The sequence below is a fragment of the Paraburkholderia bengalensis genome (assembly GCF_037126505.1).
Taxonomy (GTDB): Bacteria; Pseudomonadota; Gammaproteobacteria; order Burkholderiales; family Burkholderiaceae; genus Paraburkholderia; species Paraburkholderia bengalensis.
On the sequence record NZ_JACFYJ010000133.1, the window covers coordinates 1 to 18,174 of the forward strand.

General features: G+C 64.9%; 13 protein-coding genes and 2 pseudogenes. 3 read left to right on the plus strand and 12 right to left on the minus strand.

Annotation, left to right across the window (positions count from 1 at the left end; translation table 11 throughout):
* The 10 genes and pseudogenes from H3V53_RS38995 to H3V53_RS39040 form a co-directional block, all read right to left on the minus strand.
* Positions 1-516 (minus strand): glycosyltransferase family 4 protein (locus H3V53_RS38995; RefSeq protein ID WP_336602386.1); only part of this gene is annotated, 516 nt, incomplete at its 3' end.
* Between the two features lie 49 nt (positions 517-565).
* Positions 566-1,795: a glycosyltransferase family 4 protein gene (locus H3V53_RS39000; RefSeq protein WP_336602387.1), complete on the minus strand. Its 1,230-nt coding sequence runs from the start codon at positions 1,793-1,795 to the stop codon at positions 566-568.
* The gene (locus H3V53_RS39005; RefSeq protein WP_336602388.1) at positions 1,792-3,264 is read right to left on the minus strand and encodes a glucose-6-phosphate isomerase; all 1,473 of its coding nucleotides are present in this window, start codon (positions 3,262-3,264) and stop codon (positions 1,792-1,794) included. The genes H3V53_RS39000 and H3V53_RS39005 overlap by 4 nt, the downstream gene beginning before the upstream one ends.
* Before the next feature lie 3 nt (positions 3,265-3,267).
* Positions 3,268-4,443: a glycosyltransferase family 4 protein gene (locus tag H3V53_RS39010; protein ID WP_336602389.1), complete on the minus strand. Its 1,176-nt coding sequence runs from the start codon at positions 4,441-4,443 to the stop codon at positions 3,268-3,270.
* Positions 4,440-5,407: pseudogene (locus H3V53_RS39015) on the minus strand (glycosyltransferase family 2 protein). Before H3V53_RS39015 ends, H3V53_RS39010 begins: the two are co-directional and overlap by 4 nt.
* 66 nt (positions 5,408-5,473) lie before the next feature.
* Positions 5,474-7,666 (minus strand): polysaccharide biosynthesis tyrosine autokinase, encoded by a 2,193-nt coding sequence (locus H3V53_RS39020; RefSeq protein WP_336602395.1) that lies wholly within the window; start codon positions 7,664-7,666, stop codon positions 5,474-5,476.
* 194 nt (positions 7,667-7,860) lie between these two features.
* Positions 7,861-9,042 (minus strand): polysaccharide biosynthesis/export family protein, encoded by a 1,182-nt coding sequence (locus H3V53_RS39025; protein WP_336602390.1) that lies wholly within the window; start codon positions 9,040-9,042, stop codon positions 7,861-7,863.
* A complete protein-coding gene (locus tag H3V53_RS39030) occupies positions 9,036-9,500 on the minus strand; it encodes an arsenate reductase/protein-tyrosine-phosphatase family protein (RefSeq protein WP_054926709.1) in 465 nt (154 codons plus the stop codon). The genes H3V53_RS39025 and H3V53_RS39030 overlap by 7 nt, the downstream gene beginning before the upstream one ends.
* A gap of 36 nt (positions 9,501-9,536) precedes the next feature.
* Positions 9,537-10,952 carry a UDP-glucose dehydrogenase family protein gene (locus H3V53_RS39035; RefSeq protein WP_336602391.1) on the minus strand — a complete coding sequence of 472 codons (1,416 nt, stop codon included), beginning with the start codon at positions 10,950-10,952 and terminating at the stop codon, positions 9,537-9,539.
* Positions 10,953-11,005: 53 nt separating this feature from the next.
* Positions 11,006-12,403: an undecaprenyl-phosphate glucose phosphotransferase gene (locus H3V53_RS39040; RefSeq protein WP_336602392.1), complete on the minus strand. Its 1,398-nt coding sequence runs from the start codon at positions 12,401-12,403 to the stop codon at positions 11,006-11,008.
* 551 nt (positions 12,404-12,954) lie between these two features.
* On the opposite strand from H3V53_RS39040, the gene H3V53_RS39045 reads away from it, so the two are divergent.
* Positions 12,955-14,484, plus strand: a complete 1,530-nt coding sequence (locus H3V53_RS39045) for a mannose-1-phosphate guanylyltransferase/mannose-6-phosphate isomerase (RefSeq protein ID WP_336602393.1) — start codon at positions 12,955-12,957, stop codon at positions 14,482-14,484.
* A gap of 289 nt (positions 14,485-14,773) precedes the next feature.
* On the opposite strand, the gene H3V53_RS43890 is transcribed toward H3V53_RS39045, so the two are convergent.
* Both H3V53_RS43890 and H3V53_RS39060 read right to left on the minus strand, forming a co-directional pair.
* Positions 14,774-16,069 (minus strand): transposase, encoded by a 1,296-nt coding sequence (locus H3V53_RS43890; RefSeq protein WP_419539729.1) that lies wholly within the window; start codon positions 16,067-16,069, stop codon positions 14,774-14,776.
* Between the two features lie 528 nt (positions 16,070-16,597).
* Entirely contained in the window at positions 16,598-16,894 is a 297-nt protein-coding gene (locus H3V53_RS39060; protein WP_336602394.1) for a YciI-like protein, read from the minus strand.
* A gap of 240 nt (positions 16,895-17,134) precedes the next feature.
* Between H3V53_RS39060 and H3V53_RS39065 the strand changes: the two genes are divergently transcribed.
* Both H3V53_RS39065 and H3V53_RS39070 read left to right on the plus strand, forming a co-directional pair.
* Complete coding sequence (locus tag H3V53_RS39065; protein WP_054926703.1) at positions 17,135-17,440, plus strand: PsiF family protein; 306 nt, start codon at positions 17,135-17,137, stop codon at positions 17,438-17,440.
* Positions 17,441-17,884: 444 nt separating this feature from the next.
* Positions 17,885-18,076: pseudogene (locus tag H3V53_RS39070) on the plus strand (hypothetical protein); the annotation flags it as partial.
* Positions 18,077-18,174 lie beyond the last annotated feature (98 nt).

Consider the following 18,174-nt stretch of genomic DNA (forward strand, 5'->3'; position numbering starts at 1 on the left):
GCGCTCGGCCGGGATGCCGTAACGCGACGAGAGAATCCGGCCGAACGCATCGGACAGCACGATCAGCCGCGAAGAACGCGCATACACCGTCTGCTCCAGATAGCGCTTCGCGCGTTGGCCGAGCGAGTCGGCCCCTTCGACGTGGCTCTCGTCGGCCCATGGCCCCTGGAAATGCGAGACCTGAGGAATGCCGCGCATCGCGTCGAGGCCCGGAAACGTGTACAGCGCAAAGTGCGACGAGATCACGTCGGGGCGCTGCTCGCGAATCTCACGGCGCAAGGCGCGGCGCGCGGCCATCAGGCGCAGCGGCAGCGACTGCGCGGCGGAACCGAAACCGTTGATGGCGCCGTTGGTGTCCTGCGCAACGCGCGGCGAGCCCGCGACGACGCCGCGCACTTCGACGCCCGCGCCCGGCAGCGCGCCGATCAGTGAGTAATACATGCGGTCGAGACCGCCCGCGCGTTCCGGAAACCAGTGCATGCCGATCTGCAGCGATTTGATGGGTCGAGTGCTCATGGTGTGTGCTTCCTTGTCGTTGTCGAGGTGCGTGCAGCGTGCCACTGCGTCACGCGCGGTCGGCGCCCTGCGGGCCGGCCAGCACATTGGCGGCCAGCGTGTCGGCGTCGTTGTCGGTGCGGGTTTTCGCGCGGCGGCGGTCTTCGCGCTGCCCCGCGATCTGTCGATACAGCGCGATGTACTGCTGCGCCATGCGCGCCCAGCCGAAGCCCGTCGCAAGTTCGCTGGCCGCGCGGCCCATCGCGAGGCGCGTTTCGTCGTTCGAAGCGAGACGGCCGATGGCCTGCGCAAGCGCCTGCGGATCATCGGGATCATCGAGCACGATGCCGCATTCGGGCGTGATGATTTCCGCCCCGCCCGCCGTATGCGCCGTCACGACGGGCAAGCCCGCCGCCATCGCTTCGAGCAGCGACAGGCTCATCGCTTCGTAGCGCGACGGAAACACGTAGGCATCGACGGAATGCATCAGCACGGGCATCTCTTTGACGAGCCCGAGAAAATGTACGCGATCCGCGATGCCGAGCGCTTTTGCTTCTTCCGGGTACGGGCTGCCCGGCAGATAACCCGCGACGGCGATATGCACGCGTTCGGGCAGCTGCTGCAACGCCTTGAGCACCGTTCCGAGGTTCTTGCGCGGCGTGCGCAGATCGCCGACGAACAGCAGCAGGAATTTGTCGTCGGGCAGCCTGAAGCGCGCGCGGTCGCCGTGCGCCGCCGCAAAGCCCTGCGTATCGACGCCGTTGTAGATCACGTCGAGCCGGTTGCCCGGCGTGAGCCCGATCGCGGCGATCTCCGCCGCGACCTTCTGCGACACGGCCGTAATCACGCGCGAACGCCGGTACGCCCAGCGCTCCAGCACGGCGTTCGCGCGCGTATAGACGAACTGGTATGCCGACCACACGCCCTTGGTCAGCCCGAACGGGTAGTACTTGCTCCTGTACCAGCCCGTATGCACGAAGTGCGCGGTGTTGACGTCGGCGGGCATCCACGTGATGAAGCCGTTCACATGCAGCACGTCGTATTCCGCGCGATGTGTGCGCAGCCACCACGCGCTCTTGAGCGCGAACACCTGCTGGCGCAGCAGATTGGTCGGCCAGAAGCGGCCGATCTTCACGGGCGCCCAGCTCACGAGCGGATGCTCGAGCAGTTCGGGCGCGACATGCGAGGCGACCAGGGTGATCTCAATGTTCTCGTCGAGCGCCGCGCGCGCGATTTCGTAATTGACGCGGCCCTGTCCGTCGTTATGACGCACCACGTGGGTGACGATGGCGACTCTCAATCGGTGCCTCCATGAAAAATTGAACGGCGGCGCGTGTTCAGCTTTTGCCAGTGCGCCGCGGAAAGAATCGAAAACGCGCCCATGAACAGCAGCAGCCCGCCCGTGCCGACGAGCGAATTGGTGAACACCAGCATCGCGAAGATCGCGAGCGACAGCGACAGCGACGCCGACGCGAACTTGTCGTCGCGCAGCCGGAACGACGCGCGCAGCGCGCGCGCGAGCAGCCAGATCACGCCCGACATGTACAGCAGCGTGCCCGGCCAGCCGAGCACGAATGGAATGTTCATCACGCCGCTGTCGAAGTTGCCGTATTGCCCGAGCTGGCCGCCGTCGTTGGAGAGCTTGGTCGACGTGCCCGTTGCGCCGAGGCCTTCTCCTGTCACGTCGGTGAAGGCGGTTTTCGCGAACGTGGCGTAGAACTCGTTGCGCGCCGCGTAGCTCTGGTCGTCGTGCAGATTGACGATCGTCTGCAGGCGCGCCTGCATCCGCTCGGCAACGGGACCGACGGCGAGCAGCGGCACGCACAGGCCCGCGAGCACGAGCGCGCTCGCGACGATGCGGATGCGCACCTTGTTGTTCGACTTGACGAGTTGAATGAGCATCGCGATCACCCAGCCGCCCCAGGTCGAGCGCACCAGCGACAGACAGAACGAAAGAAAGCCGAACGCGCCCGCCAGCCAGCGCACGCGATGGTTCGCGGCCATCACGTAGACCATCGCGCCCATCATCGCAAGCGCGAACGGGCCCGACGAGTTCATCGTGCTGAACACGCGCACGCCGAACGGCACGGGGTCGCCCTGTGAGTTCATCTGCGAGCCGAGCATCCACAACGCGTCCCACTGCGGCATGACGAAGAACTGCACGAGGCCGTAGCCGCCCATCAGCAGCATGCCCCAGATGAACGTGTTGATGATCGCGTCGCGGAACGCCGGGTACTGGCGCGAGTGCGCCATGATGTGAAAGCCGATCAGGATCGGATAGACCCAGTTCGCGAGGTCGTAGAGCGCCGCCAGCGGCCCGCTGGAGACGACGCCGATCATGAACGCATAGGCGAGCCCCGCCAGCACCAGCAAGACCGGCAAACCGCGTTTTTGCGCGAGCACCGGGTAGAAGCGGATCAGCGACAAACCGCTGATCATCGTGACGGCGAGCGGCGCGACCTGGATCAGGCTCGTCGGCGTGAACGCGCCTTTCGACCAATCGGCAAGACGCCGCACCTCGGGGCTCAGAAACCACAGCCACCACATGTACCCGACGTACTTCGCCGGACTCTTGAAGTACAGCCAGAAGCCGACGGCAATCGACAGCACCGGGAACGCGAGCGTGAGCACGGTGCCCTGATGCGCGACGATCAGCATCGCCGTGACGAGCCACAGCAACGCAGGCGGCAGCCAGTCCTTGCGCTCGCGCCTTTCGTTCTTGACGGCGCGCGCAGCGCGGTCGATGCCGGCTCGTGCGATCGACGACATTGCTTACAGCCCCCCGCGGCTTTGCGACGGTACGCGGGCGTTGGCGTTGCTGCCTGTCTTCGCGGGCTGCGCGGTCTGCGCCGGGTGCGACTGCCGCGCATGACGGCGCAGCAATTCGCGCGTGATCGTCACGTGCTGTCTCGCGTAGTTCTGCGTCGTGTGATCGCGCGTGGTCAGCTCATGCGCGGCCGCTTGCGCCTGCCGCAATGCGTTGTCGGGCGACGCGATCAGGCCGATCAGCGCCTCGCGCAGCGCGTCGGCATCGAACGGCGGCACGTAGGCGGCGGTGCGCGCCGAAAAGTAATCCTGCAAGCCGCCGACGTTCGTGACTACCATCGGCTTGCCGACGGCGGCCGCTTCGAGCATCACCGTGATCCCGGACGCATGCGCGTTCGGCCTCAACGGCACGACGACCACATCGGCCCAGTCGTACAGTTCGCGCTGCTTTTTCAGGCCTGCGGCGGGCGCGACTTCCACGTTCGGGGAATGCAGGGAGCGCGGAATGCGCCGCCGTGTCGCGAGGCGCACGGCAAAGCGCGGATCATTGCCGACCGCCTTGATCAGCGTTTCCCAATCGCGATCGCGATCATTGCCGATGGCCGCGATGCGCAGCGGCGTATGCGGCTGCCAGTCCTGCGGAGACTGCACGGGGAAGTCGCGCGTATTGAGGCCGTAGAAAAGCGGCGTCGCGTCGCGGCCGAAGTAATCGCGGCACAGCGCGGCGTTGTCGCGCGCGAGCGTCGTCAGCAGGTCGGCGCGGGCGATCAGCTTGCGGTAGAACCAGCGCCGCATGAGGCCGTAGTTCGGCCACTTGTCCAGCAGCCACACGCTTTGTGCGAGCAGCAGCGGCTGCTTGTCCTGCGCGTTGTGCCGGCCGTTCATCAGCAGCATCAGCGCCGCCGACAGCCACTCCTGTTCCGTGTGCGTCCAGATCACGTCGGCGCGCAGCATCGCGTCGCGGTTGCGCATCGTGTGGAGCAGGTCGAAGCCGAGCATCGACTTCAACGCGCGGCGCACGAGCCGCACAGGCTTGCTTTCCTTCGCGTCCTGCGAATAGCTCAGCTGGAATTCGTCCGATTCGGCGTGGTGATAGCCATACAGGCAGCCGATATTCTCGCCCTGGCGATAGAAACGCGGGTCAGCGCCGTAAAAGAGGTGTACGTGCACTTTCGTCGTCATGCGTGCACCCCTGTGCCCGTTCCCGTATTCGCGCCGCGCTGTTGCGCCAAGGTGCGGCGCGCCTCGCGCGCGCCCGTGCGCACGGCACGCCAGCGCGCGAGCTTCGTGAGCGCGCCTTTGGACGCCAACGCGAGCATCGCGTGCACGGCGCCCGGATAGATGCGCGTGCCGACGAGCGCGTACCACCACCACGCCACTTCGCGCTGCACGGGCGGCAACTGGTCGCGCAGGATCAGATGCAGGTTGTATGCGGCGTTGCGCACGGCGGTCAGCGACTGCGCATCGCGGCGGTCGTCGTCGAAACGCTCGGCGGGGTAGTGATCGACGGCGACGCGCGGATCGTAGATCAGCTTCCAGCCAGCATTCTTCACGCTCATGCTGAACGCCATGTCGTTATGCACCTGCGCACCCGCGCCGCGCAGCCGGCCGTCGAAGCGGATCTGGCGAATCGCGTCGCGCCGGTAGCTCATGTTCGCGCCCTTCAGCAGATCGACTTCGCGCGCTTCGCCGACACCCAGATGATGGTTGCCGATGATCTTGCCCGACTTCAGCATCTTGCCGACCAGAAAGCGCGAGCCGTCGAGCACGCCGCCCTTCTGATGCACCCAGTCACGCCCGCCCAATGCACCCAGACGCGGATCGCCTTCGAACGCGGCGCCGATGCGGCGCACCCAGTCCGCGTGCGGCGCGGCGTCGTCGTCGTGATCGCGATCACGTCGCCCGTCGCGGCGTCGAGCCCGCGATTGAGCGCGGCCACCTGGCCGGGCACGTCGACGGCCGCGACATGCAGCGGCAATGCGCCTGTCACGAGGGGATCGCTCAGGCAGGCGTGCGTCGCGTCGTCGTCGGGACGTGCGACGACGACCACTTCGTCGGGCACGCGCTCCTGCTTCTGCAGCGCTGCGAGGCAGCGCGCGAGATCCTGCGGGCGGCGATAGGTCGGCACCAGTACCGTTATCTTCATCCTGTCCTCTCCGTGGCTTGTTCGATGGCGCGCGCCCGGCTTCGCGGCAGAGCGCAACGCCTTGCGTCAGGTGCTCAGGTATTCCTGCACGGCTGCGTAGCTGCGGTCGTAGCTGCCGCGCGCGCGCGGCGGCATGGCGTTGAAGATCGCGCCCTGCACGTGCACGCCCGCCGAATGCAGGCGCTTGAGCGCATCGGCGATCTCGCCTTCGCTATGCATGCCGGAGCGCACGACGAAGAACGTCGAGCCCGCATAGCCGCCGATGATCGACGCGTCGGTCACGGCGAGCACGGGCGGCGTATCGACCAGGATCACGTCGAAGTGCTTCGCGAGGCCGTCGAGGTATTGCGGCAGGCGCGGCGACATCAGCAGCTCGGAAGGATTCGGCGGACGGCGGCCGCACGAAATGAACGCCAGGTTGTCGATGTCCGTCGCGCGCACGGCCTCTTCCAGCGAAATCTGGCCGCTCAGCAATTCCGACAAGCCGTTTTCCTGCGAGACGCCCAGATGCTTTTCGAGCGCGCCGCGCCGCATGTCGCCGTCGATCATCAGCACGCGCTTGCCCGAGTTGGCGAGCAGCACGCCGAGGTTGATCGTGAGGAAACTCTTGCCGACGCCCGGCATCGGACCCGTGAACATCACGATGCGATTGCGCGCGTCCTGCAGCGTGAACTGCATCGACGTGCGCAGGCTGCGCAGGCTTTCGATGCACACGTCCTTCGGCTTCGCGTTCGCGAGCACTGCGCGCTGGCGCGTGCCGCCGCGCACGGCGGCGCTTTCCAGCAGCGCCTGTTCCGACGACAGCGGCACGAGACCGTACACGGGCAGATGGAACGTGCGCTCGACGGTTTCCGGATCATCGATGCCCTTGAACATATTGCGGCGCAGGAACACGAAACCCGTGCCGACGATGAGGCCGAGAATCGCCGCCGCCGACAGGATCAGCGCCTTCTTCGGCTTGATGGGCGAACCCGGGCGCAACGCGACATCGACGATATGCACGTTGCCGCCCGTGCCCGCTTTCTGCACGGACAGTTCCTGCACGCGGTTCAGCAGCAGCACGTAGATGTCTTCCGCGACCTTGGCGTCGCGCTGCAATTGCACGGCCTTCACTTCGGTGGCGGGCAGATCGCGGAAACGGTCCGCGTATTTCGCGCGCTGCGCCTGCAGTTCGGCCATCTGCTGCTGCGCGGCCTTGATCATCGGGTGATCGTCGCCGTAGCGCTGTTCGAGCTGCGAGATCTGCAGGCGCAGCGACGAAATCTGCTGCTCGTATTGCACGCTGCCTTCCAGATAGACCTTCGCTTCTTCGCTTGCGTTGATCGAGCCGCTCTTGCTCTGATAAGCCGTGAGGGCCGCTTCCGCGCGTTCGAGGTCCGACTTCAGGCGCGGCTCTTCGCTTTTCAGGAAATCGAGCATCTTGCTCGCATCGGCCTGCTTGGTGCGAATGTGCTCGGTCAGATACGACTGCGCCAGCGCATTGGCGACGGCGGCCGCATGCTCGGGGTTCTGGTCTTCGAGCGAGATGGAGATCACGCCCGTCTGCTTGCCCTGCTCCTGCACATTGATCGCCGACTGGAACGCGGCAATGGCGTCGAGATCGTTCGCGCGCATCACGGTGAACTGCGTGCCTGGCCGCGCCACGAGCTTGTCGACCACGATCGCGACGCCGCCGCCCTGCGCGGGCTGGCCGACCTGGCCGCGCAGCAGCGGTACGCCGTCGGACGTCATCAGCGAATAGCGTTCGTTGTCGAGCGCCGTGAGGGTCAGCTTCTTGCCTTCGAGCGCGGGCGTCACGTCGATCGAATCGACATCGGCCACTTCGCCGCCCCACGCATACGAGCCGAGGCCGAGCCAAGGCTTCGCGGGCTGGCCCGGCGTCGCGAGTCGCGCGGCGAGACTGCCGAGAATGGGGATCGTTTTCGGCGCCACGGAGATGTTCAGCTTCATCTGCTGAACCACGGGCGCGACCACGCCGCGGCTCTTGATCATCTCGATCTCGGCGTCGGTGGGAATGGTCGATTGTCCCGTCGAGATCGTCGCGCCCGTCTGCGTCTGCGTGAGCGCCTGCGACGTGTTGTCCGACGTTTCCACGCGCACGTGCGCGTCGGCCGAATAGACGGGCTTCGCGACATAGCAGTAGAAGCCTGCCATCGCGACGATCACGACGGCAATGCCGAGCAGCCACCCGATGTCGTCGATGATCACCTGCAGCAGCTGGCCGAGGACCACGTCCTCTTCTTCGGTTTTGGCCTGCATGGCCAGATGGGGATTCGCTTGAGTGCTCACCTGGATACTCGCTTTAATGCTGAGGCTTGTGCTCAGGGTTCTGATCCGGGGCGCCGGCGGCGCCCGGCGCGTTGCCTCCGTTCGTGTTCCGAGAGGCGAAGCGCCGGGCTACCGGCGGCGGTTCAGTCATGCAACTGCTCGATTGCGCGTGCGACGGTCGTCCGTCAGCGCGTCAGCTGCTTCAGGTAGAACAGGGTCTGCACCGTCGGCAAAACCTGCTGCAACACGCGGTTGAACGTCGTCGAGGCGGCCGTGCCCACGTACACCACGTCCATCGGTTGCAGCTCGAATTGCGACGACAGCATGATTGCGTCGGGCTGCGTCATGTCGAGCCGATAGACTTCGGGCGTTGTCGGCTTCTCCTTCATGCCGCGCATTACGTAGATCTGGCGCGGGTTGGCATCGGTGTCGAGAATGCCGCCCGCCTGCGTGAGGGCATCGGCAATGGTCAGCTCGCCCTTGTTCATCGGCACGGGGATGGGGGTTTTCACTTCGCCCATCACGAAGATCCGCGTGTCGCTGCGGTCCGGCACGTTGACGATGTCGCCCGGTTCGAGCATCACGTTTTGCGTCGCGTCGCCCTTGTCGAGCATGCGGTTCGCGTCGAGCACGTAGAGCTTGCCCTTGCGCGTGAGGCGCACGCGTTGCAGGTCGGCGTTGTCGGTCGAGCCGCCCGAACGCGTGATGGCATCGACGAGCGTGAGCGGCACGTCCGACAGCGCAAGCGGCCCCGGCGTCTTCACGTCGCCCGTCACCTGCACCTTCTGGCTGCGGTACGACAGCACGCGCACGTCGACCTGCGGATCACGGATGTACGGAATCAGCTTGCGCGCCAGTTCGTCGCGCAACTGCGCCGTCGTTCTGCCCGCCGCGCGGATGCGGCCGACGAACGGGAAATAAATCGTGCCGTCGGGCGCGACCGTCTGCCCGTACGGATCGGCTTGACCCGGCAGCGCCTGCGTATAGGGCTGCTGTAGCGCGCCGCCGATCGACTGCGTGGTGTTGCCGCCCGCCGACAGCGTGCTGCCGTTGGGCGTCGTCAGTTCCGGGTGATCCCACACCGTGATGCCGAGGATGTCCTGCGGCGCCACGCGATACACATATTGCGTCGGATCGGCGAACGGGCCCGGCGGCGGCAGCACCTGGTTCGCGATCGCGGCCGCCGTCCGTGCCTGCTGCTGCTGGATCACGTCGGCATCGATCAATCTGACGGGATAGGTTTCAGCAGGCTTGTTCTGTGTGTCTTCCTTCAGACGCGACGTATCGAGGTAATTCCCCGGCGCCGTCGCGCACGCCGACAGAAAAGTCGTCAGCACAAGAGATAACGCGATGTTTCGTTTCAGCATATTTTGTTCAGCCATCCGATGACGAGGTGTTCGATGTGCGCCAGGCTGTCGCGATAGGCGCCGACGTCGCGTCCATGCGGATCGGCGACATCGGCGCTGCCCCACGTGTCCCACTTGCCAAGGGGATACACCTTGCCGCGCGAAGTGGGTTCGAGCGCTTCCACGTCTTTGACCTGCCGCTGCTCGGTGACGAGGATCAGGTCCGCCTCGCGCACGAGCTTGCCATCGAGGCGCCGCGCGCGATGCGCGCCGCTCGCGACGCCGCGCTCCTCCAGCAGGCGGCGCATGACGGGGTCCATGTCGTGTCCGTCGATCGCGTGCAGGCCCGCCGAGCGAAACGCGATCGGCTGCGCGCTGCCCGCGCTCTGGCGCGCGGCGAAGAGCCTTGCGGCGAGCCGCTCCGCGGCGGGCGAGCGGCACACGTTGGCGTGGCAGACGATCAGCACGTTGGCGAACATGGGCGGCCTCTGTTCGAATCGATGACGCCTGCGTCGTTACAGCGCGACGGCGCTCAACGCTGCGACGTCGCGCACGCCCGCTTCCGGCTGCGCATGCCGGCGGCCAATCGCGTGATACTCGATGCCAAGTTCGCGCATCGCGTCCGGCTCGTACAGGTTGCGGCCGTCGAAGATCAGCGGCGTCTTCAGCAGCGTCTTGAGGCTGTCGAAATCGGGGCTCTTGAACACCTTCCATTCGGTGAGAATCACGAGCGCGTCGGCCTGTTCGGCGGCCTGCATCTCTTCCTCCGCGAAGCGCAAACGTGCGAGCTGCTGCGCTTTGCCTTGCAGGTCCAGCGCGAATACGCGCTTCGATTCGTCGATCGCCACGGGGTCGTAGGCCACGACCTTCGCGCCGCGCGCGAGCAACTCGGCGATCAGCGGACGGCTCGGCGCTTCGCGCATGTCGTCGGTGTTCGGCTTGAACGCGAGACCCCACACGGCGATCGTGCGATCCGACAGGTCCTCGCCCAGACGCGCGACGATCTTCTGCGCGACGATTTTCTTCTGCGTTTCGTTGACGGCTTCGACGGCTTCGAGAATGCGCAGGTTGTGCCCCATCTCGCCGCCTGTGCGGATCAGCGCCTGTACGTCCTTCGGAAAGCACGAGCCGCCGTAGCCGCAGCCCGCATACAGGAAGTCGTAGCCGATGCGCGGATCGGAGCCCATGCCGCGCCGCACCGCTTCGATATCGGCGCCGACGCGGTCCGCGAGATTCGCGAGTTCGTTCATGAACGAGATGCGCGTGGCGAGCATTGCGTTGGCCGCGTATTTCGTGAACTCGGCGGAACGCACGTCCATGTACAGCGTGCGCTCGCGATTGCGATTGAACGGCGCGTACAGGCGCTTCATCAGCTCGCGCGCCTTTTCTCCGGGCACGTCGTCGTCACAGCCGAGGATGATGCGGTCGGGGCGCGTGAAGTCTTCGACAGCGGCGCCCTCTTTCAGGAACTCGGGATTCGACACGACCGAGAACATCTGCTTCAGGCTGCGCGCATCGAGCTCTTCCTGTACGGCTCGCGCCACGCGGCGCGCCGTGCCGACGGGCACCGTCGACTTGTCGACGATCACCTTGAAGCCTGTCATGTAACGGCCGATGTTGCGGGCCGCGGCGAGCACGTATTGCAGGTCGGCGGAACCGTCTTCGTCGGGCGGCGTACCGACGGCGATGAACTGGATGTCGCCGTGCGCGACCGCCGCTTCGATATCCGTCGAAAACTTCAGCCGCCCCGCCTTGCGGTTACGCGCAATGATCTCGAGCAGGCCCGGCTCGTGGATCGGCACGCCGCCGTTGTTGAGTACGTCGATCTTGCGCTGATCGACGTCGAGGCAGAATACGTCGTGGCCAATGTCCGCGAGACAGGCACCCGTCACGAGGCCCACGTATCCGGTTCCAACGATCGTCAGGTTCATGAATTACACCTCGGAGATTGAATGGTTTCAGTGAATGAAGTGCGCGGGCGCGTTCAGTACGCGTTGCTGCCGACGAAGCCCTTCCAGAACGTCAGACCGACGATCTTGATGTCGAGCCAGAAGCTCCAGTGCTGCATGTAGTAGAGGTCGAGCTTGACGCGGCCGATCATCTTTTCGATGCGGTCGGTTTCGCCGCGATAGCCGTTGATCTGCGCCCAGCCCGTGATGCCCGGCTTGATCCGGTAGCGGTGCATGTAGCCTTTCACCAGATCCTTGTAGATGTCGTCGTGTTCGAGCGCGTGCGGACGCGGCCCCACCACGGACATTTCGCCGCGCAGCACGTTGATGAACTGCGGCAGTTCGTCGAGGCTCGTGCGGCGCAGGAACGCGCCGACGGGCGTGATGCGCGGGTCGCGGCGCGTGGCCTGGGTAATCCTGCCCGCCTCTTCCTTGTGAACCTTCATCGAGCGGAACTTGAAGATTTCGAACTCGCGTCCGTCGATGCCCTTGCGACGCTGCCGGAAAAACACCGGACCCGGCGACGACAGCTTCACGGCGGCGGCAATCGCCAGCATCAACGGCGCGAGCACCGTCAGCGCGGCGAGGGCGAACAGACGGTCGAACACGCGCTTGGGCAGCACGCGCAGATCGGTGATCGGCGACGCCGCGAGATTGATGGCGGGCACGCCGAGCAGATCGACCATCGGCTGGCTGAAGAGCGTGAGGCTGCGCACATCGGGAATGAAGCGGATGTTCACGAAGTCGTTGCGAAACTCCATCACGAAGCGATGGATCACCTTCTCTTTCGACATCGGCAGCGCCATCCACAGCTCGCGTACCGAGCGGCGGCGCATCTCGTCGATCATCGCTTCGTAGTCGCGCTCGACGCGCACGCCTTCGATCGACTGCGGGCCGTCAGTGTCCTCGTAGTGGCTGCGCGTATCGTCTTCGTCGTAGACGACGACAGGACTGAAGCCTGCTTCGGGACGGCGGCGCATCTGCTGGATCAGGAACCGCCCATAAGGCGCCCCGCCGACGATAGCCACGTTCTTGTGGTTGTAGCCCTCGCGGCGCAGGCCGCGCAGCACGGCATGCACACCCGCTTTGGTGACTATCAGCAGCACGACGGTGGCGATTGCCCAGTAGGCGAGCCACAGGCGCGACAGCATATCCGCGCGGTGCAGGCTGAAGCTCATCAGGACGCCCGTGACCTCGACCATCAGCCAGCCCATCGACACGCGCCACAGCAGGTCGTACAGCGGCTTGCCGCGCCACGACTGATAGACGCCGAGCGCCGGGAAGAACAGGATCACGAGCAGGCAGTCGAATGCAAGCGACACGCTTTGCATGTCGTCGAGCCACACGAAACCGCCCGCATGCACGGCGCCCGCAATCAGCGCGCCGAGCGCGACCATGCCGATGTCGATGATTCTCGAAAGAACGCTCAGCATCTGCTGCACCTCGCCTTGTCTGTCAGTTCAATCAAGGTCTGTCCCACGGTCCGTTTAAAGAACTCATCCGCGGCATTGCATTTCTTATGCGATCCGATTGCGCCGATGAGTGAATACCCTTCTACAAGCCTCAATAAAGCGGCATTAAAATTCCGGCGACAAGGCGTCAAAAAATCTCAAAATGTATCCACATTAATTCTGGAATTTTTTCTGCTTTTATTCGGTAACTTTTTCCGGTTTATGTGGTTTCTGTGCGCAGTTCCACGCGGTTCACATGTCTCGGGATGCGGCTAGCTGGTGGTGGTCGTGCTCTTCGCCGCCAAAGTCTGGGGCGCGAGCCGTTCGATGTGCGCTGCTGCTGCCCGCGCACTGTGTCAGGTCAATTTTTATCGGATTTATTTTCCGAATTTTATGATGTTGCCAAATTAATTGCGTTTGAAATTGGAAATTTTTCTATTGCAATTATTCGATAGAAATTCAATGCCGATTTATTGACGCATTACGCCGTGATAAAAACGAAGTCATTCATCCCGCTTCGAGGAGTTATCACCATGACTGCTACGGCGTCAGCCGTCGATCATCGACAGGCGAATCAAACCCGGCTCAACGTCAAGCTGAAGGTTCATCCCGTGATCCTGGCAGGCGGCTCAGGCACGCGCCTATGGCCAATGTCGCGCGAACAGCATCCGAAGCAGCTGATCGGCCTGCTCGGCGACGACTCGCTGCTGCAATCGACGACGCGCCGGCTCGACGGCCTCGAAGCCGGTTATCCCTTGGCGGAGCAGCTGGTCGTCGTCTGCAATGAAGAGCATCGCTTTACGACGGCCGAACAGCTGCGTGTGAGCGGCAAGGCGAGCCGCCTGATTCTCGAACCGTGCGCGCGCGACACGGCGCCCGCGCTGACCATCGCGGCACTCTCCGTGCTCGCGCAGGATCAGGACGGCATCATGGTCGTGATGCCCGCCGATCACGCCGTCGCCGATCTCGACGGCTTTCACGCGGCCGTCGCCGCGGGCGTGCAGCACGCGGCCAACGGCCAGATCGTGACGATGGGCATCGTGCCGTCGCGAGCGGAAACGGGCTACGGCTACATCCGTATCGGCGCAGCGCTGCCCGCCGTCGACACGTCCAGCGATCGTACAGTCGACGCGCATCTGCTCGACCGGTTCGTCGAAAAGCCGCACGTCGAACTTGCGCAGCACTATGTCGCGTCGAAAGAGTACTGGTGGAACAGCGGCATCTTCATCCTGCGCGCGTCGACGTGGCTCAAGGCCATGCGTCATTTCCAGCCCGCCATCGTCGAAGCCTGCGAAGCGGCGCATGCGCAAGGCACGTCGGACGGCGACTTCTTCCGCGTGCAGCGCGAAGCCTTCAGCGCGTGCCCGTCGAACTCGATCGACTATGCGGTGATGGAACAACTCGGCGGCGACGCGTCTGTGTGCTCGGGTGTGGTCGTGCCGCTCGACGCGGGCTGGTCCGACGTCGGCTCGTGGGACGCGATCTGGGGCATCCTGCCGAAAGACGGCGACGACAACGTCGGCCGCGGCAACGTGATGTTCGAGGGCTCGACATCGACGTTCGCGCACTCGGAAGGCCGGCTCATCGCGTGCGTGGGCACGCAGGATCTCGTCGTCGTCGAAACAGACGACGCGATTCTCGTCGCCGATAAGAACCGCGTGCAGGACGTGAAGAAAGTGGTCGGCCGCATTCGCGAAGCGCATCGGCCCGAAGCGGTGAACCACCGCAAGGTGCACCGCCCGTGGGGCCATTACGATTCCGTCGACGTAGGCGAGCGGTTCCAGGTGAAGCGCATCGTCGTGAAGCCCGGCGCGCAATTATCGCTGCAGATGCATCACCATCGCGCCGAACACTGGATCGTCGTGCGCGGCACGGCGCTCGTCACGCGCGGCGAAGAGCGCTTCATCGTGTCGGAGAACGAATCGGCGTATATCCCGCTCGGCATCACGCATCGGCTGGAAAATCCGGGCAAGATGCCGCTCGAGATCATCGAGGTGCAGTCGGGCTCGTATCTCGGCGAAGACGACATTGTGCGCTTCGACGATACGTACGGCCGACGCTGAAGCCGGGCGCGAATGACGGGCTCGCGCCCGTCATCGAGGGGGCCCGTCGTCGGTCGTCGCCGCTATGCCCGTTGCGTTGCGTCAGGCGACGGTGGCAGGCGCACGCAAGACATCCCATGAAACGGCACACGCCGGAAAATAGCGCCGCTCGCGCGCAGCGAGGCGGCTCGACGCCCGCATGCACGCGAGCATCGGTTGCGGCGCGCGAGAGGCTCGCGACACTCGCCCGCTATGCAGAATGCAAACCGGTTCCAGCGCCGGCACAAACGAACCCGTGCCGGCGCCTTCTTCATCCCGCGTGTGAAACCAGAATCGAAGTGAACGGATAACGCTCACCCGACTTGTCGGAGACAGTGTCGGACGGATAACGGCGCAGCGGCATCAGGCGCGGATTCAGATGCTGCGGCAGATGCGGATTGCCCGCCGTCGACGCGCCGACATTGGACGCCGCGAGCGCGGGCGTCGGTGTGAGTTCGGGCAGCGGGCGCGTCACGGGGCGCGGCACGGACTTCGGCGTGGCGTTCGGCACAGAGTTCGTCCCGTTCGCGAGCAAGTCCGCATGCGGCTGCATCGGTTGCATCCCCTGCCCCGCATCCGCGCCGGGAGCGGCATCGCGCGTGCGGCATTCGTGGTCGATCCATTGACGCGCCCAGTCGAGCGCGAAACGGTGCGCCGCGTCGGCATCCGTGAAACGCGGACCGATCAGGCCCGAGCGCTCGATGCGCTTGCCGTCCTTCATGATCTCGGCCCATGCGCGGAAGCGGTTGTTGGGCACCTGCTCGGCCGCCACGTAGATCACGTAGCCCTGGCGATCGGCGACCTGCAGGCCGCGCGGCGCGGTGAGGCTCATCCACAGGGGCGTGTGGTGACCGTTGACGGCCGCGCCCGAGGATGTTGCGCGGGTATCTTGCGGCTCGTCGCACGCATAAGGCTCACGGCCGGTATCGCTGCTGCGGATCACCTCGACGTGCACGGCCCCGACAGACGCATCGAAGCCCTCTGCTTCGCCGAAGGCAGCGCGGGCATCGAATGCGGCCGCAGCGGGGGCGCGGCTCGCACGGGTATCGACGAAGCCTGTCTCGACGGCAGCGGAACCCGCCAACTGACGCGTGATGTCGGCCATCGGCGCGAGCGCGCGCCAGCCGGACGGCGCGCCGCGCGCGACGTCGGCATCCTGCGCGCCCGCCTGCCACGTCTCGGGGCTCTTCCAGAACACGCCGCGCGCAAGTTCGTCGCGCGGCTTGGGCGCTTCGGCGACAGGCGCGGGTTTCGGCGCGGCGGGCGGTGTCGGCTCGGGGATGTACGCGAACGTGCGCCCGCCGAGCGTCAACAGCCGGATGATCTCGGCCAGTGTGCCGTTGGCTTGCCACTCCTCGAAGCGACGGCGGCAAGTGGGGCCCGACGGATAACGCCCGGGAAGCTTCGACCAGGGCTCGCCCGTCGTCAGAATCCACAGGACGGCATTGGTCACGATACGGGGTTCGGCGCGGGGCCGTCCGCGTCGGTTCAGGCGGACGGCTGGCTCGTCGGAAACGAGCGCTGACAGTTGCGCCCATTCGTCATTGCTTAGCTCATCGAAAAACATTGAGTTCTCCACGCAGCCTGGCCGGGCTGCGGCGTGGGACTCGCACGAACTTCATGTTGGCGGTTCGTGTCGGGTGCCCGGTTGCACAATATGCTTATACGTTGTTGCGCCGGTATCGGGAAAACGCACATCCTTAGTGCGGCATTTCACCGGGACGACGCACAAAACGTGGTCTCACTCGTGCATGGGAGAATTTGTGCACGAAGCATACCATTCCAGGGTTTGTCTGAATATGACTGAGACAAGTGTTACGGATAGAAACAATCTTGTCCTTTTCGCGGCGTCGTTTAGGTGCCCGCTGTCACGGAATTGACGCTGGTTGTAACGTCGATCAGTCAGCGCGAACGACGCCACGCGGCGCGCCGATGCCTCGCCAGCCGCGATGGCACGCGGGTGTCGGCGTGGATCGCGCACAACACCGCGTGCACGGTTACATTCGATTCGATGAGCGATGCAGCAAGACATCGGGCGCAGCAGCGTTTCTATTTGTTATGCATCGCCGCGGCTGCGCGAGCGGGAAAGTAGGCGTTATCGGACAGGCGTCGCGGCGCGTTCGCCGACGACCGTTGTCCACGGACGCACGCGCCACTGCTTGACGAGACCATTGAGGACGTACGGATCGGCTTTCGCGAAGGATTCGGCGACGGCGGGCGAATCGGCTTCGAACAGCAGGACGGCCGTATCGACGGGGTCGGCGAGCGCGCCCGCGAGCTGCAGCTCGCCGCGCTCGGCGGCCGCCCACGCGAGTTTCAGATGAGCGGCGCGAAAATCGGCGCGACGCTCAAGATAATCGGACGACACGTCGTAGATCAGCAGATAGTGCATGGCGAAAACTCCTGGTTGGTGTCCTTCAAGCATAAGGGCATACTCGCTGCCGATTCGCGTTCTTAGGGAAACACCTGTACTGTCTGAGCGCCGTGGGCGTCAACCGATTATCCCGCCCGTTCGTTCTGACAGCACCATGTCGAGCCATGGTGACGGCCGATCACAGCAACGGCGATCCGCCAGGCTCGATGCCCGTCTCACGACAATCAACAACATTCACAACCCGTGATGGAGTGTCCCATGAAGATCCAAGCTGCTATCGCCGCCCTCGCCCTGACGGGTCTGCTCGCATCGCCCGCTTTTGCCGCGAACAGCCAGCAAGCCAAGATGGCCGATTGCAACAAGCAGGCGGGCGACAAAAAGGGAGATGAGCGCAAGGCGTTCATGAAGAGCTGTCTGTCGGCGTCGCCGGCGTCGGGAGCGATGGCGGCATCCGGCCCGATGTCGCAGCAGGACAAGATGAAGATGTGCAACACCCAGGCGGGCGACAAGAAGGGCGACGATCGCAAGGCCTTCATGAAGACCTGCCTGAGCAACAAGAGCTAAGCATCGACGGCTGCGGGAAGCGCATGGTGCTTCCCTCGTCGCGTCGCGCGAGCTGTGCGGCGCGCGGCACGGCATACGAAGGCGGCGTCCCTGCGGGCGCCGCTTCGCTTTATGCGGCTCATCCCGACTCATCCGGCTCGTCCGGCTAGCTGACGGCCAATCGTCGACGAGCCGGTTGATCGGGACGGCATGCTTTGCATATCAAAGTAAATCGGGCGCGCCGTTCCCTGCCCCGACCCGCGACGGCGCAAAGGCGGCTCCCCGCCCGTGACGGCTTGCGGCTGTCGTCGACGCGCACACCGTCGTTCCATTGCGCAACCCCGCACTTCCCGGGCCGTTTTTCTTCTATGATGGCGGCACAGACGGCCCACACCCCCTATAAAACAAGTCCCTCGGGCCGCCAGCTTGTCGTTGATGCCGCAAGCGCATCGCACGGAGGCAAGGATGGTTGGGAGACACAAGAACCGTTGGCTGCGTCGCTGGCTGGTCGTGATCGTATTCTGGGCGGTGCCCGTGGCGATCGTGGCCGTGCGCGAGATTCAGGAAGAAATGGCCTATAACCGGGTGGACCTGAAGAACGCGCTGACGACGTGGCAGCTGACCGACGCGCAACGCGCCGCAGGCGCCGCCGCGCGCACGTCGCGGAACTTGCCTTGACGGAACAGAGCGACTTCGCGCGCCTTGCGGTCGTCCGGCATGACGATGACTTCTTCGCCCGCCGCCGGCACTTCCGA

What these genes read in the sequence shown, in the direction of transcription:
- H3V53_RS39025 (WP_336602390.1), bottom strand. Translation starts at nt 9,042, where the DNA reads ATGCTGAAACGAAACATCGCGTTATCTCTTGTGCTGACGACTTTTCTG.
- H3V53_RS39040 (WP_336602392.1), bottom strand. Translation starts at nt 12,403, where the DNA reads ATGCTGAGCGTTCTTTCGAGAATCATCGACATCGGCATGGTCGCGCTC.
- H3V53_RS39020 (WP_336602395.1), bottom strand. Translation starts at nt 7,666, where the DNA reads ATGCAGGCCAAAACCGAAGAAGAGGACGTGGTCCTCGGCCAGCTGCTG.
- H3V53_RS39060 (WP_336602394.1), bottom strand. Translation starts at nt 16,894, where the DNA reads ATGCACTATCTGCTGATCTACGACGTGTCGTCCGATTATCTTGAGCGT.
- H3V53_RS43890 (WP_419539729.1), bottom strand. Translation starts at nt 16,069, where the DNA reads ATGTTTTTCGATGAGCTAAGCAATGACGAATGGGCGCAACTGTCAGCG.
- H3V53_RS39045 (WP_336602393.1), top strand. Translation starts at nt 12,955, where the DNA reads ATGACTGCTACGGCGTCAGCCGTCGATCATCGACAGGCGAATCAAACC.
- H3V53_RS39035 (WP_336602391.1), bottom strand. Translation starts at nt 10,952, where the DNA reads ATGAACCTGACGATCGTTGGAACCGGATACGTGGGCCTCGTGACGGGT.
- H3V53_RS39010 (WP_336602389.1), bottom strand. Translation starts at nt 4,443, where the DNA reads ATGACGACGAAAGTGCACGTACACCTCTTTTACGGCGCTGACCCGCGT.
- H3V53_RS39030 (WP_054926709.1), bottom strand. Translation starts at nt 9,500, where the DNA reads ATGTTCGCCAACGTGCTGATCGTCTGCCACGCCAACGTGTGCCGCTCG.
- H3V53_RS39005 (WP_336602388.1), bottom strand. Translation starts at nt 3,264, where the DNA reads ATGTCGTCGATCGCACGAGCCGGCATCGACCGCGCTGCGCGCGCCGTC.
- H3V53_RS39065 (WP_054926703.1), top strand. Translation starts at nt 17,135, where the DNA reads ATGAAGATCCAAGCTGCTATCGCCGCCCTCGCCCTGACGGGTCTGCTC.